Origin of the sequence: Paraburkholderia sp. Tr-20389, from assembly GCF_017104565.1 — a bacterium.
In the GTDB taxonomy this organism is placed as follows: domain Bacteria; phylum Pseudomonadota; class Gammaproteobacteria; order Burkholderiales; family Burkholderiaceae; genus Paraburkholderia.
Genome location: NZ_JAAGPD010000061.1, coordinates 30718 through 45156, shown reverse-complemented (window position 1 = coordinate 45156; position 14439 = coordinate 30718). Strand labels below are relative to the sequence as shown.

General features: G+C 62.9%; 13 protein-coding genes and 1 riboswitch. Of the genes, 12 read left to right on the top strand and 1 reads right to left on the bottom strand.

What is annotated here, in order from left to right; translation table 11 throughout:
* Positions 1–24: 24 nt before the first annotated feature.
* From G3N95_RS36670 to G3N95_RS36615, 12 genes are all read left to right on the top strand, one after another.
* Entirely contained in the window at positions 25–747 is a 723-nt protein-coding gene (locus G3N95_RS36670) for an LrgB family protein (RefSeq protein WP_205974968.1), read from the top strand.
* A 121-nt stretch (positions 748–868) separates the two neighbouring features.
* The gene (locus G3N95_RS36665) at positions 869–1654 is read left to right on the top strand and encodes a glycosyltransferase family 2 protein (protein ID WP_205974967.1); all 786 of its coding nucleotides are present in this window, start codon (positions 869–871) and stop codon (positions 1652–1654) included.
* Between the two features lie 75 nt (positions 1655–1729).
* Positions 1730–1844, top strand: a riboswitch (S-adenosyl-L-homocysteine riboswitch).
* A gap of 31 nt (positions 1845–1875) precedes the next feature.
* Complete coding sequence (gene ahcY, locus G3N95_RS36660) at positions 1876–3288, top strand: adenosylhomocysteinase (RefSeq protein WP_205974966.1); 1413 nt, start codon at positions 1876–1878, stop codon at positions 3286–3288.
* A 161-nt stretch (positions 3289–3449) separates the two neighbouring features.
* Entirely contained in the window at positions 3450–3803 is a 354-nt protein-coding gene (locus G3N95_RS36655) for a phage holin family protein (protein ID WP_205974965.1), read from the top strand.
* Between the two features lie 18 nt (positions 3804–3821).
* Complete coding sequence (metF, locus tag G3N95_RS36650; RefSeq protein ID WP_205974964.1) at positions 3822–4652, top strand: methylenetetrahydrofolate reductase [NAD(P)H]; 831 nt, start codon at positions 3822–3824, stop codon at positions 4650–4652.
* 216 nt (positions 4653–4868) lie between these two features.
* Positions 4869–6512 (top strand): ABC transporter substrate-binding protein, encoded by a 1644-nt coding sequence (locus tag G3N95_RS36645; protein WP_205974963.1) that lies wholly within the window; start codon positions 4869–4871, stop codon positions 6510–6512.
* Positions 6513–6697: 185 nt separating this feature from the next.
* Positions 6698–8329 carry an ABC transporter substrate-binding protein gene (locus tag G3N95_RS36640; protein ID WP_205974962.1) on the top strand — a complete coding sequence of 544 codons (1632 nt, stop codon included), beginning with the start codon at positions 6698–6700 and terminating at the stop codon, positions 8327–8329.
* 154 nt (positions 8330–8483) lie between these two features.
* On the top strand, positions 8484–9497 hold the full coding sequence (locus G3N95_RS36635) for an ABC transporter permease subunit (RefSeq protein WP_028367403.1): 1014 nt from the start codon (positions 8484–8486) through the stop codon (positions 9495–9497).
* 87 nt (positions 9498–9584) lie between these two features.
* Positions 9585–10502, top strand: coding sequence for an ABC transporter permease subunit (locus tag G3N95_RS36630; RefSeq protein WP_205974961.1), 918 nt, complete (start codon positions 9585–9587; stop codon positions 10500–10502).
* A gap of 1 nt (position 10503) precedes the next feature.
* Positions 10504–11508, top strand: a complete 1005-nt coding sequence (locus G3N95_RS36625) for an ABC transporter ATP-binding protein (RefSeq protein ID WP_205974960.1) — start codon at positions 10504–10506, stop codon at positions 11506–11508.
* Positions 11505–12518 carry a peptide ABC transporter ATP-binding protein gene (locus G3N95_RS36620; protein WP_205974959.1) on the top strand — a complete coding sequence of 338 codons (1014 nt, stop codon included), beginning with the start codon at positions 11505–11507 and terminating at the stop codon, positions 12516–12518. Before G3N95_RS36625 ends, G3N95_RS36620 begins: the two co-directional genes overlap by 4 nt.
* Positions 12511–13704, top strand: a complete 1194-nt coding sequence (locus tag G3N95_RS36615) for a TraB/GumN family protein (RefSeq protein ID WP_205974958.1) — start codon at positions 12511–12513, stop codon at positions 13702–13704. The genes G3N95_RS36620 and G3N95_RS36615 overlap by 8 nt, the downstream gene beginning before the upstream one ends.
* Here the strand turns inward: G3N95_RS36615 and G3N95_RS36610 are convergent.
* A complete protein-coding gene (locus G3N95_RS36610; protein WP_205974957.1) occupies positions 13698–14318 on the bottom strand; it encodes a tetratricopeptide repeat protein in 621 nt (206 codons plus the stop codon). The two genes, G3N95_RS36615 and G3N95_RS36610, sit on opposite strands and share 7 nt — an antisense overlap.
* Between the last annotated feature and the right edge of the window lie 121 nt (positions 14319–14439).

The following is a 14439-nucleotide window of genomic DNA, read 5'->3' as shown; positions in this document are numbered from 1 at the left end:
ATCCACTTTCGGACCGTTCCGTTCATGAGCGCCTTCTACTCGTCCCTTTTCGCCGACGACGCTTCCCGGCTCATCGCCGCTGGCTGCTTCGTGCTGACGGTGGCGCTCTATTTCGCGTCAAAGGCGCTGTACGCGCGCTTCCGCTCGCCGTGGCTGACGCCGCTGCTGGCCGTGCCCGCGGTGCTGGCCGCGATCGTCGTCGTCGCGCGGATTCCGTATGCCGTCTACTTTCAGGACACGCGCTGGCTGATGTGGCTGCTCGGTCCCGCCACGGTCGCGTTCGCGGTGCCCATCTACGAATACCGTGAGCTGCTCAAGCGGCACTGGATCTCGCTCACCGTCGGCGTGACGGTCGGCATCGTCGTCGCGGTGGGCGGTTCGCTCGCGCTGTCGAAGCTGTTGCATCTGTCGCCGGAACTGCAGCGCAGCCTGATGACACGCTCGGTGTCGACGCCGTTCGCGCTCGCCGTGTCCGACAAGATCCACGCGCCGAAGGATCTGACCGCGCTGTTCGTGATCGCGACGGGCGTGTGCGGCATGCTGTTCGGCGAACTCGTGCTGGCGCTCGTGCCGCTGCGTACGCGGCTTGCCCGTGGTGCGCTGTTCGGCGCCGCGGCGCATGGCGTCGGTACGGCGAAGGCACGCGAACTGGGCAGCGAAGAGGGCGTGGTCGCGAGTCTGACAATGATGATCGCCGGCGTCGTGATGGTGCTGCTCGCGCCCCTGTTGAGCATGCTGCCGCTTTGACGCAGCGCGCTTTGATGCGTCGCGCTTTGACCCCGCGCTCGACTGCGACTATTTTGGGATGAATGGCGGCGCGTCCGCCTTATGATCGCCGGCGTTATTCACTCCGAGGGCGGTTCAGGCGATGCATCCCATCTCCGTCATCATTCCCTGCTACAACGCTGAACACACGCTGGCCCGCACGCTGGAAAGCTGCGTCGCACAACCGGAGGCGGCGCAGATCGTCGTGGTCGACGACGGTTCGCAGGACGCTTCACGCGACATCGCCGCGCAATTCGCGCAGCGCTATCCGCACATCGAACTGCTGCACATGCCATATAACGGCGGCGCGTCGCGCGCGCGGAACTGGGGCGCGATGCATGCGCGGCATCCGCTGCTCGCCTTTATCGACGCAGACGACGAATATCTGCCTGGCGCGCTCGCTGCGGCCGCCCTGTTTCTGCGCGAGCGTCCGCGTCAGCCGTCGATCCGCTTCGACGTCGAGTATTGCGGTTTTCCCGCCGACATCACATCCCATCCGCAATTCAAGGACCACGCGGCGACGCTGAGCAACACGGTACCGAGCAGCCTCGTGATCAGGCGGTCGCTCTACGCGGCATTCGGAGGCTTTCCGCTCGATGACGTGTTCCGGCGCCACGGCGGCGAAGACGGCGCGTTTTCGCTCGCGCTGCTGAATATCTTCGGCAATCCGCGGCTCGACGACTGCAAGCGCGTGCGCATGCACTATCACCCGAACATCCATGCCGAGCGGTACTTCCGCATTGCGATGGGCATGCTCGACGCGTCGGCGGAACTCGTCGACTCCACGCGCGAAGCGTCGTGGCGCTTCGTGCGTCAGGCCTATGACGCCGTCAGGGAATTGCGCGACGCCGAACTCGCGCCGCATTTGAGCGCGCAACCGGCCACCTGAATCGCGCCGAATCAATCGGCATAGCGCGGAATCGCCGTACCCGTTCGCCATCTCGTTTTGCTACAATCGCCGTTCGTCTTCGAGGAGCGTTGCGACGGGTTCGGCCCGCCAGGCTCGAAGGCTTTCAATCGGAAGGATTGGACGCGCGCCGCGCTAACAAACCAACCGCATCGAACGGCGCTCACGTCACATTTCTAGTCTTTTTTAGAAAGGAGGGCGTGATGAACGCCGCAGTTATCGATTCCCAAGATTACATTGTTGCCGACATGTCGCTGGCCGACTGGGGGCGCAAGGAACTCACCATCGCCGAGACCGAAATGCCCGGTCTCATGCAAACGCGCGAAGAATACAAGAGCCAGCAACCGCTGAAGGGCGCGCGCATCGCCGGCTCCCTGCACATGACGATTCAAACGGGCGTGCTGATCGAGACGCTGACGGCGCTTGGCGCCGACGTCCGCTGGGCATCGTGCAACATCTTCTCGACGCAGGACCACGCCGCTGCCGCAATCGCGCAGGGCGGCACGCCCGTGTTCGCATTCAAGGGCGAATCGCTCGACGAGTACTGGGAGTTCTCGCACCGCATCTTCGAATGGCCGAACGGCGAATTCGCGAACATGATCCTCGATGACGGCGGCGACGCAACGCTGCTGCTGATCCTCGGTTCGAAGGCCGAGAAGGATCGCTCGGTCATCTCGAAGCCGACCAACGAAGAAGAAGTCGCGCTGTACAAGTCGATTGCGAAGCATCTCGACGCAGACCCGGTGTGGTACTCGACGCGTCTCGCGCATATCAAGGGCGTCACGGAAGAAACGACGACGGGCGTGCATCGCCTGTATCAGATGGAGAAGGAAGGCCGTCTGCCGTTCCCCGCGATCAACGTGAACGACTCGGTCACGAAGTCGAAGTTCGACAACCTGTACGGCTGCCGCGAATCGCTGGTCGACGGCATCAAGCGCGCGACGGACGTGATGATCGCCGGCAAGATCGCAGTGGTTGCAGGTTACGGCGATGTGGGCAAGGGCTGCGCGCAATCGCTGCGCGGTCTGGGCGCGACCGTGTGGGTCACGGAAATCGATCCGATCTGCGCGCTGCAAGCCGCGATGGAAGGCTACCGCGTCGTGACGATGGAATACGCCGCCGACAAGGCCGACATCTTCGTGACGGCAACGGGCAACTACCATGTGATCGGCCACGATCACATGAAGGCGATGCGCCACAACGCGATCGTCTGCAACATCGGTCACTTCGATTCGGAAATCGACGTTGCTTCGACGCGCCAGTACACGTGGGAAAACATCAAGCCGCAAGTCGACCACATCATCTTCCCGGACGGCAAGCGCGTGATCCTGCTGGCTGAAGGCCGCCTCGTGAACCTGGGCTGCGCGACGGGCCACCCGTCGTTCGTGATGTCGAACTCGTTCACGAACCAGACGCTCGCGCAGATCGAACTGTTCGTCGAAGGCAGCAAGTACGAGAACAAGGTTTATGTTCTGCCGAAGCAGCTCGACGAGAAGGTCGCGCGCCTGCACCTCGCGCGTATCGGCGCGAACCTGACGGAACTGACTTCGGAACAGGCGGGCTACATCGGCGTCGACAAGAACGGTCCGTTCAAGCCGAACCACTACCGTTACTAATCCGCAATCAGGCGGCATCGAGGATGCGGGCGCATGCCACGGCGTACGCCCGCATCGGATGAAGCACGCAGCCGATGTGAAGCATTGCATCGGGTGATGCTTCATGCGTGCCCTTCGAGTTCAATCCGGACTTCACGCTTACAGGCGATCAGGAGCTGTCCATGACCATATTGCTGACCTGGTTGATCAACGCGCTTGCGCTGCTGATCATCACGTACCTCGTGCCGTCGATCCACATCCGCAGTTTCGGCACTGCGCTGATCGTCGCGCTCGTGCTCGGGCTCATCAATGCCGTCCTGCGGCCGGTGCTGATCCTGCTGACGTTGCCCGTCACGATACTCACGCTCGGGCTCTTCATTCTGGTGGTGAACGCGCTGTGCTTCTGGCTGTGCGCATCGCTGCTGAAGGGCTTCGAAGTGTCGGGTTTCTGGTCGGCGTTCTTCGGCTCGATCCTGTACAGCATCGTTTCGTGGCTGTTGTCCGCGCTCATCTTCGGCAACCGCAGCATCGGCTGACGGGTTGCCCACAGGATCATGAACCCCATCGAACTCTCATTCGAATTCTTCCCGCCGAAGACGCAGGAAGGGCTCGATAAGCTGCGTGCGACGCGCGCGCAGCTTCTGCCGCTCAAGCCCAAGTTCGTGTCCGTCACGTTCGGCGCCGGCGGTTCGACCCAGCAAGGCACGCTCGACACCGTGCTCGACATGGCGAAGGACGGCCTCGAAGCCGCGCCGCACCTGTCGTGCATCGGCTCGTCGAAGGAAAGCCTGCGAGCGATTCTCAACGAGTACCGCTCGCATGGCATCCGTCATATCGTCGCGCTGCGCGGCGATCTGCCGTCGGGCATGGGCGAGGTCGGCGAGTTGCGCTATGCGTCGGAACTGGTGAGCTTCATTCGCGCTGAATTCGGCGACTGGTTTTGCATCGAAGTCGCGGCGTATCCCGAGTACCATCCGCAATCGCGTTCGCCGAAGCACGATCTCGAGAACTTCGCGCGCAAGGTGAAGGCGGGCGCCAATTCGGCGATCACGCAGTACTTCTTCAATGCGGATGCCTATTTCCGCTTCGTCGAGGATGCGCACAAGCTGGGCGTCGATGTGCCCATCGTGCCGGGCATCATGCCGATCACGAACTTCTCGCAACTGATGCGCTTCTCCGAAATGTGCGGCGCGGAAGTGCCGCGCTGGGTCGCGCGCCGGCTCGAAAGCTTCGGCGACGACCGCGAGTCGATCCGTGCGTTCGGTCTCGACGTGGTGACGAACCTGTGCCGCCGTCTTGTCGATGCAAAAGTACCGGGCCTGCATTTCTATACGCTCAACGGTGCGGCCGCATCGAAAGCGATCTGCGAGCGGCTGGGCGTCTGACGTTCCAGTTGCGGCAGCGAAAAGCGGTGTACGCGCAAGCGTGCGCCGCTTTTTTATTGTGCGCTTCGTTGTCTGCACGGCGGTCGTTGCAGACGCACTCGCCGCCTTGCATGTCATTGCGCTGTCACGCAAGCGGGGTGAAAACCCATATTGAATCTGAATATTGGCTGACTATGATCCAAAGGCACTCGACCCAGCTGCCTCGCGGAGAACAACATGCCAATGTCATCGACGCTGTCTGCAGTCCGCAAGTCCTGTTTGCCCGTCCTGTCCGCCGTCGCCATCGTGGCGGCGTGCATCGCGCCCAACCTGAGCGCCGCGGCGTCGCTGCCCGACAAGACGATCATCTTCTGTTCCGAAGGCAGTCCCGCAGGATTCGACACCGCGCAGTACACGACCAGCGTTGAGTTCAGCGCAGGCTCGTACACCGTCTATAACCGGCTGGTCGAATTCGGTCACGGCAGTACCGACATCGAGCCGGGCCTCGCCGAGAAGTGGGAAGTATCGAGCGACGGCCTGCAATACACGTTTCATCTGCGCCACGGCGTGAAGTTCCACACGACGTCGTTCTTCAAGCCGACGCGCGACTTCAACGCGGACGATGTCGTATTCACCTATACGCGCATGCTCGATCCGGAGCACCCGTTCCGCAAGGCGTACAACGTGCCGTTCCCGTACTTCAACGATCTCGGGCTGGCGAAGAACATCAGCAAGGTCGAGGCGCTTGATCCGTACACCGTGCGCTTCACGCTGAAGGAAGTGGACGCGCCGTTCCTGCAGCAGATCGCGATGCCGTTCGCATCGATCCTGTCAGCCGAATATGGCGACCAGTTGCTGAAGGCGGGCAAGGCTGCCGATATCAATCAGTTTCCCGTCGGCACCGGGCCGTTCATTTTCCGCAGCTATACGAAGGACGCGACGATCCGCTTCGACGGCAACCCGGACTACTGGAAGCCCGGCATCGTGAAGGTGAGCAAGCTGATCTTCGCGATTACCGTCGATCCGTCCGTGCGTCTGCAGAAGCTCAAACGCAACGAATGCCAGGTAATGAGCTATCCGAAGCCCGCCGACATTCCGCAGATCCAGTCGGACACGTCGCTCGCGCTGCCGCATCAGGTGGGCTTCAATCTGGGTTTCATCGCGTACAACACCAGCAAGAAGCCGCTCGACAACGTGCTCGTGCGCCGCGCGCTCGATATGTCCGTGAACAAGAAGGCGATCATCGACTCGGTGTATCAGGGCGCGGGCCAGGCGGCGACCAACCCGATGCCGCCCACGCAATGGGGCTATGACAAGAGCCTGAAAGACGCACCCTATGACGTCGACAAGGCGAAGGCGCTGCTCAAGGAGGCCGGCTACCCGGACGGCTTCGACCTGACACTGTGGGCGATGCCCGTTTCGCGGCCTTACAACCCGAACGCGCGCCTGATGGCCGAAATGCTGCAGGCAGACTGGGCGAAGATCGGCGTGAACACGAAGATCGTCACCTACGAGTGGGGCGAGTACATCCGTCGCGCGCACAGCGGCGAGCACGAGGCGATGCTGATCGGCTGGACAGGCGACTACGGCGACCCGGACAACTGGCTCGGCGTGTTGCTCGGCTGCGACGCGGTGAACGGCAGCAATTTTTCCAAATGGTGCTACAAACCTTTCGACGACCTTATCAAGCAGGCGCGCAGTACCACCGATATGTCCGTGCGCACCAAGGACTACACCGAGGCGCAGCAGATCTTCAAGCAGCAAGTACCTTTCACGCCGATTGCACATTCGACGGTATACCAGCCGCTGTCCAAGGCCATCACGGGGTTCAAGATCGACCCGTTTGGCCCGACCCAGTTCTGGAACGTCGGCCTGAAGTAGCCAACTGGCCGCTTCTGGTTCCAAACTCGCTGAAATTCGGGACAGCTGCCGCGTCGGGCGCGGCAGCGTCCTTTACAGCGGGTTCGTCTACTTAACAAAGTTAATTTCCTCCAATTGCGGCCCCTGGCAAAGCTCAGTAATATCGCGCTACGCTGGTTTTTGCCGGCGCCGATCCTGGAGGAAACATGAAGCAAAACAAACTGTTGCGCGCGGCACGGCTCACGATGCTAGTCGCGACGGCAGCGGCATCGATGGCGGGGACCCAACTGGCAAACGCCGCCGATATCCCGAACAAGACCCTCGTTTACTGCTCGGAAGGCAGCCCCGCGGGCTTTGATCCGGCGCAGTACACCACGGGCGTGGATTTCACGGCCAACACGTTCACGGTTTATAACCGCCTCGTCGAATTCGAACGCGGCGGCACGAAGGTCGAGCCGGGCCTCGCAGAGAAGTGGGATGTCTCGCCGGACGGCAAGACGTACACGTTCCATCTGCGCCACGGCGTCAAATTCCACACGACCGCCTGGTTCAAGCCGACTCGCGAATTCAACGCGGACGACGTCGTGTTCACGTTCCAGCGCATGCTGGATCCGAACCAGCCGTTCCGCAAGGCGTATCCGGTGCAGTTCCCGTACTTCACCGACATGGGCCTCGACAAGCTGATCGACAAGGTCGAAAAGGTCGACCCGTACACGGTCAAGTTCACGCTGAAGGAAGTCAACGCGCCGTTCATCCAGAACCTGGCAATGGAATACGCGTCGGTCCTGTCGGCTGAATACGCAGACTCGCTGATGAAGGACGGCAAGGCTGCCGACATCAACCAGAAGCCGGTCGGCACGGGCCCGTTCATCTTCCGCAGCTACACGAAGGACGCGACGATCCGTTTCGACGGCAATCCGGATTACTGGAAGCCGAACACCGTCAAGATTTCGAAGCTGATCTTCTCGATCACGCCGGATGCCGGCGTGCGCGTACAGAAGCTCAAGGCCGGCGAATGCCAGGTGATGAGCTATCCGCGTCCCGCCGACATCGCGCCGCTGAAGGCCGATTCGAGCATCGACATGCCGTCGCAGCCGGGCTTCAACCTGGGCTACCTGTCGTACAACGTCCAGCACAAGCCGGTCGACAAGCTCGAAGTGCGTCAGGCGCTCGACATGGCGATCAACAAGAAGGCGATCATCGACTCCGTTTATCAAGGTGCAGGCCAGGCCGCGACGAACCCGATGCCGCCGACGCAATGGTCGTATGACAAGAACCTGAAGATGCCGTCGTACGATCCGGAGAAGGCCAAGGCGCTGCTTGCCAAGGCTGGGTTCCCGAACGGTTTCGACATCACGCTGTGGGCGATGCCCGTGCAGCGCGCGTACAACCCGAACGGCAAGCTGATGGCCGAAATGATCCAGGCCGACTGGGCCAAGATCGGCGTGAAGGCGAAGATCGTCACGTACGAATGGGGTGAGTACATCAAGCGCGCGCACGCGGGTGAAGACGACACGATGCTGATCGGCTGGACGGGCGACAACGGCGACCCGGACAACTGGCTCGGCACGCTGCTCGGCTGCGACGCGGTGAACGGCAACAACTTCTCGAAGTGGTGCTACAAGCCGTTCGACGATCTGGTGAAGAAGGGCCGCGAAACGACGGGCCAGGCAGATCGCACGAAGGCCTACGTGCAGGCGCAGCAGATCTTCGCGCAGCAGCTGCCGTTCTCGCCGATTGCTCACTCGACGGTGTATCAGCCGGTGAGCAAGAAGGTCGTCGATATGCGTATCGAGCCGCTGGGCTACGCGCGCTTCGACGGCGTGAGCATGAAGTAAATCTCACGATGCGGCGGGTTTTGTTGCCCGCTGCGTCCCAGACGCAGTACGCTTTTCGTTCGGTTAGAAGACTGGTCGAAATGGTCCGGCGACCGGGGTCACGAGCCCTCGTCGCCGGTTGCGTTTTTTCTCACCAAGACCATAGGGACGAACCATGTTCCGATTCGTTTTGCGCCGCATCGGGATGGTCATACCGACTTTCATCGGTATCACGATCCTCGCGTTCGCGCTTATTCACCTGATTCCGGGCGACCCCATCGAAGTGATGATGGGCGAGCGCGGCGTCGACCCCGCCATGCACGCAGCCGCGATGCATCGGCTCGGACTCGACGAACCGCTGCCCATCCAGTACCTCCATTACGTCGGCCATGCGCTGCAGGGGAACCTCGGCACGTCGATCATCACCAACACCAGTGTGATGGACGAATTCCTGGCCCGTTTCCCCGCCACCGTCGAACTGTCGATCTGCGCGATGCTGTTCGCGTTGATCGTCGGGCTGCCGGCGGGCGTGTTCGCTGCGCTGCGGCGCGGCTCCGTCGTCGATCACGGCGTGATGGGCACGGCGCTGACCGGCTACTCGATGCCGATCTTCTGGTGGGGTTTGATCCTCATCATGTTCTTCTCGTCGAAGCTCGGCTGGACGCCCGTGTCGGGCCGCATCGCCGTCGAATACGACATTCCGCACGTGACCGGCTTCCTGCTGATCGACTCGCTGCTGCCCGGCACGGACGAAGGCTCGTTCCGCTCGGCGCTGTCGCATCTGATCCTGCCGTCGATCGTGCTCGGCACGATTCCGCTCGCGGTGGTCGCGCGGATGACGCGTTCGTCGATGCTCGAAGTGCTGCGCGAGGACTACATCCGCACGGCGCGCGCGAAGGGCCTGTCGCCGGGACGCGTAATCGTCGTGCATGCGCTGCGCAATGCGCTGATCCCCGTCGTGACCGTGATCGGTCTGCAGGTCGGCACGCTGCTTGCGGGCGCGGTGCTGACGGAGACCCTGTTCTCATGGCCGGGCATCGGCAAATGGCTGATCGATGCGATCGGCCGGCGCGACTATCCCGTCGTGCAGGGCGGTATCCTGATGATCGCGACGCTCGTGATCGTCGTGAACCTCGTCGTCGACTTGCTGTACGGCGTGCTCAACCCACGCATTCGCCATACGAGGTAAATGGAATATGTACCCCCACGCTCACATTTGTTCGCTTCCCCCCAAGGGGGCGCATGCCTCCCTTGAGGCGGCCCGGCGGGAGGCATGATGGCTGACATCCAAAATACCGTTCCCCAGGCAGTGACGCCGCCAAGCGGCCGCGCACTTGCCGCCCGTGAATTCTGGTCCAACTTCTCGCGCAATCGCGGTGCGGTCGCCGCGGGCCTCATCGTGCTGGTGCTGATCGTCGTCGCGATCTTCGCGCCGCTGATCGCGCCGCACAGCCCGATCGAGCAATACCGCGATTCCGTGAAGATCCCGCCCGCCTGGCTCGACGGCGGCAACTGGAAATTCGTCCTCGGCACCGACGAAGCGGGCCGCGACATCCTCTCGCGCCTGATGTACGGCGCGCGTCTGTCGTTCTGGATCGGCTTCGTGTCGGTGATCCTCGCGCTGATTCCCGGCATCGTGCTCGGCCTCATCGCCGCCTTCTTCGAGAAGTGGGCCGACACGCCGATCATGCGCATCATGGACGTGCTGCTCGCGCTGCCGTCGCTGCTGCTCGCGGTGGCTGTCGTTGCGATCATCGGTCCGGGTCTGGTGAATACCATGCTCGCGATCGCGATCGTCGCGCTGCCGGGTTATGTGCGTCTGACGCGCGCGTCGGCGCTCGGCGAGCTGCACAAGGAATATGTGATGGCCTCGCGCGTCGCGGGTGCCGGCACGGCGCGCCTGATGTTCTCGCAAGTGCTGCCGAACTGCACGGCGCCGCTGATCGTGCAGGCCACGCTCGGCTTTTCGTCGGCGATTCTCGATGCTGCCGCACTCGGCTTCCTCGGCCTCGGCGTGCAACCGCCGTCGGCGGAGTGGGGCGCGATGCTCGCGTCGGCACGCGACTACATCGACAGCGCATGGTGGATCGTCACCATGCCCGGTCTCGCCATCCTGATCTCGGTGCTCTCGATCAACCTGCTCGGCGACGGGCTGCGCGACGCACTCGACCCGAAACTCAAACGGCTGGCCTGACATGAGCAACGGTAACCTATTGACCATCCGCAATCTTGCGGTGAACTTCGGCGGCCTGCCCGCCGTGGATCGAATCAATCTGAACGTGGCGCCGGGCGAAGTGGTCGGCGTCGTCGGCGAATCGGGCTCGGGCAAGAGCGTGACGATGATGGCGCTGATGGGCCTGATCGACGCACCCGGCAAGGTCACGGCCGACGAAGTCACGTTCGACGGTAAGGATCTGCTGAACGCGTCGTCAAAAGCGCGCCGCAAGATCATCGGCAAAGACGTCGCGATGGTGTTTCAGGACGCGCTGACGAGTCTGAACCCGAGCTACACCGTCGGCTATCAGATCAAGGAAGTGCTGAAACTGCACGAAGGACTGCGCGGCGACACGCTGAACAAACGCGCGCTCGAACTGCTCGATCAGGTCGGCATTCCTGACGCGAAGAACCGCATCGACACGTTCCCGCATCAGATGTCGGGCGGCATGAACCAGCGCGTGATGATCGCGATGGCTGTCGCGTGCAACCCGAAGCTGCTGATCGCCGACGAGCCGACCACCGCGCTCGACGTGACCATTCAGGCGCAGATCATGCAACTGCTGGTTCAGTTGCAGAAGGAGCGCGGCATGGCGCTCGTACTGATCTCGCACGATCTGGCCGTCGTGTCGGAAGTCGCGCAGCGCGTGGCCGTGATGTACGCGGGCGAGGTCATCGAAACGAACCGCGTGCCCGACATCTTCACCGCGCCGCATCATCCGTACACGGAAGCGCTGCTGGCGGCGATTCCCGAGCACAACGTCGGCGCGGTGCGGCTGTCCGCGCTGCCGGGCATGGTTCCGGGGCGCGACGACCGTCCGAAAGGCTGTCTGTTCGCGCCGCGCTGCAAGTACGTCGTCGACGACTGCAACAAGGCGCGGCCCGCGCTCTCGCCGCTGGCCGATCACGACGCCGCAGCCCAGGTTCGCTGCATCAAGCCGCTGAACCTGGTTCGCGATGCCATTCAACACGGAGGCGCACGATGAATGCAGTACCCGAAACGCGGCGCTCCGCGAATGACTACGTGCTGGTCGCCGACAACCTCGCGCGTCACTATGACGTGAAGCGCGGCATGTTCGGCCACGGCACCGTGAAGGCGCTGAACGGCGTGTCGTTTCAGCTGGAGCGCGGCAAGACGCTCGCCGTGGTCGGCGAGTCCGGCTGCGGCAAATCGACGCTCGCGCGTCAGCTGACGATGATCGAATCGCCCTCGTCGGGCCGTCTTCTGATCGACGGCGAAGACGTGGCGGGCGCGAGCCACGAGAAGATCGCGCAACTGCGCCGCCGCGTGCAGATGGTGTTCCAGAACCCGTTTGCGTCGCTGAATCCGCGCAAGACCGTCGAGCAGACGCTGGGCGAGCCGCTCGCGATCAACACGCAACTGAGCGCGAGCGAACGCGTCGAACGGATCGCGCACATGATGCGCGTCGTCGGCCTGCGACCCGAGCATGCGAAGCGTTATCCGCATATGTTCTCGGGCGGTCAGCGTCAGCGTGTGGCGATTGCGCGCGCGATGATTCTCGATCCGCAGATCGTCGTCGCCGACGAGCCCGTCTCCGCACTGGACGTGTCGATCCAGGCGCAGATCCTGAACCTGTTCATGGACCTGCAGGACGAGTTCAAGACGAGCTACGTGTTCATCTCGCACAACCTGTCGGTGGTCGAGCACGTGGCGGACGACGTGATGGTGATGTACTTCGGCAGCATTGCCGAACTCGGCGACAAGAAGCGCATCTACAGCAAGCCGCGCCACCCGTACACGCGGGCGCTGATGTCGGCGACGCCGTCGATCTTCGAAGCCGATCGCCGCATCCAGATCAAGCTGCAAGGCGAAATGCCGTCGCCGCTGAATCCGCCGTCGGGCTGTACGTTCCATCAGCGTTGCCCGTATGCTATCGACCGTTGCCGCAAGGAAGAGCCGAAGCTACGTGAAGTGGATGGTCGTCAGGTCTCGTGTCATCGCGCCGAGGAGGTGGGAGAAGACACGAATGCATGATGGGGTGACGGCGCGTGATCCCGCGCGCCGTCACGCGCGTCGTCTGCATGCGATGCATGCGGGCGGCGCACGCATTGCGTCATGCTGTCGGCGGATTGCGCGCGTCCTGATGGGCGCGGCACTGGTCGCGGCGGCGCAATGCCCGTTGCATCTCTTCGATGTGATCGCGCCCGCGCACGCCGCGGGCGCCGCAGCGAACACGCCGGTGCAAGCTGCGCAGGCCAATCAGGTCGGGCGTCCGGCCGTGCCCGTGCCGCGCGATTCGTCGCAGCCGCGCGCGACGCTACCCGGTTTCAATCCGCCGCCTTCCTACGCCAGCGGCACGACGGCGAGCGGTCCGGTGCGCACGCAACCGGCGCGTATGCCGTTCTATGTCGCGACACGCGGCAAAACCACCATCTATCTGCTCGGCACGCTGCATGTCGGCGATCCGAACGACTATCCGCCGGATCATCCGTTTCGTGCGCCGATTCTCGGTGCGTTGGCCGCATCGCCGACGCTCGCGCTCGAACTGTCGCCCGACGATCTGCTCGTCTCACAGGACGACGTGTCGAAGTACGGCGTCTGTTCATATCAATGTCTGCCGAAGCTGCTGCCGGAGCCTTTGTGGCACAAGCTGGAGACGCGTCTGCGCAGCAATCCCGCCGCGCTCGACGAAATCCGCAAGATGCGGCCGTGGCTCGCCGCGTTGCTGGTCGAAACCTACGATTCCCTCTCCGCCGGCCTGCAAACCGAGTACGGCACGGAAGCGCAATTGCAGAACGTGTATCTGCGGCAGAAGGGCAAGGTGGTCGGACTGGAGCGGCTCTCCGAACAGATGCGTGCGTTCACGGGCCTCACGCTCGCACAGCAGCGCGAAATGCTCGCGCAGGATCTCGTGCAGACGCCCGCTGAAAACGTCGCCGATGTGCGGACCTTGCACCGCTTATGGCGCGTCGGCGACGCCGATGCGATTGCCGCGTGGGACACGGCGAAGTCGGAAAAACTCGCACGTGACCAGCGCGTTTCCGCGCAGGTCGACAACAAGATCGTCTTTGATCGCAACCGGCGCTTCGTCAACCGGATGCTGGCGATCGCGGCGCCGAACAAGCCCGTGTTCGTCGCGATCGGCGCGTTGCATCTGGGCGGGCAGAAGGGCGTGCTGCAGTTGTTGCGGCAGCGAGGGTTCGTGGTCGAGCCTTATTGACGGACCGGCGCGCCGTTCATCTTCAGACGGACATTGACCGTGCGCGCATTCAGCGACAGCAGCGCGCGATAGTGCTCGTCGGCATCGTCGAACTTCATCAGGCGGTCGAGTGCCGAGCCGAGATTCAGATGCACGTCGGCGAGCGTCGGGTCGATCTTCAGCGCCTCGCGATAGTGATGCACCGCTTCGTCGAGCTTGCCTTGCGCTTCGAGCGCAACCGCGATGTTGTTGTGCGCATCGGGCGAACGCGGATCGAGGGCCAGCGACACGCGGTAGCAACGCAACGCCAGCGCCTTGTCGCCGAGAGCGTCGGCAACGAAACCACGATCGTTCCAGCACTCCGCATTGTCCGGTTCGAGTTCGAGCGACAGGTCGATGTAGTCGAGCGCTTCGGCATGTTGGCCGCGCTGATGCAACAGCACGCCGTAGCCATGCAGCGCGTGCGGATGGCCGGGGCAGATGGCGAGTGCTTCGCGGTACAGCGATTCGGCTTCGTGCAGGCGCCACGCGCGATGCGCTTCGAGCGCGAACGCGAGCGTGACGGGAACGATGTGAACGGCGGGGGAAGGCGAGGGAACGGCAGGGACAGCGGGGATGGCGGACTGCGCTTGCATGATGATGCTCTCCAGACTCTCGAAAGAGCCGGCGCATATTCGTTGCTGCGCCGGACTGTGGACGACGGGACATCCACAGGTTAGGTCCGGGGCTTCGGCCAAACTATCAGATGCATCCTAA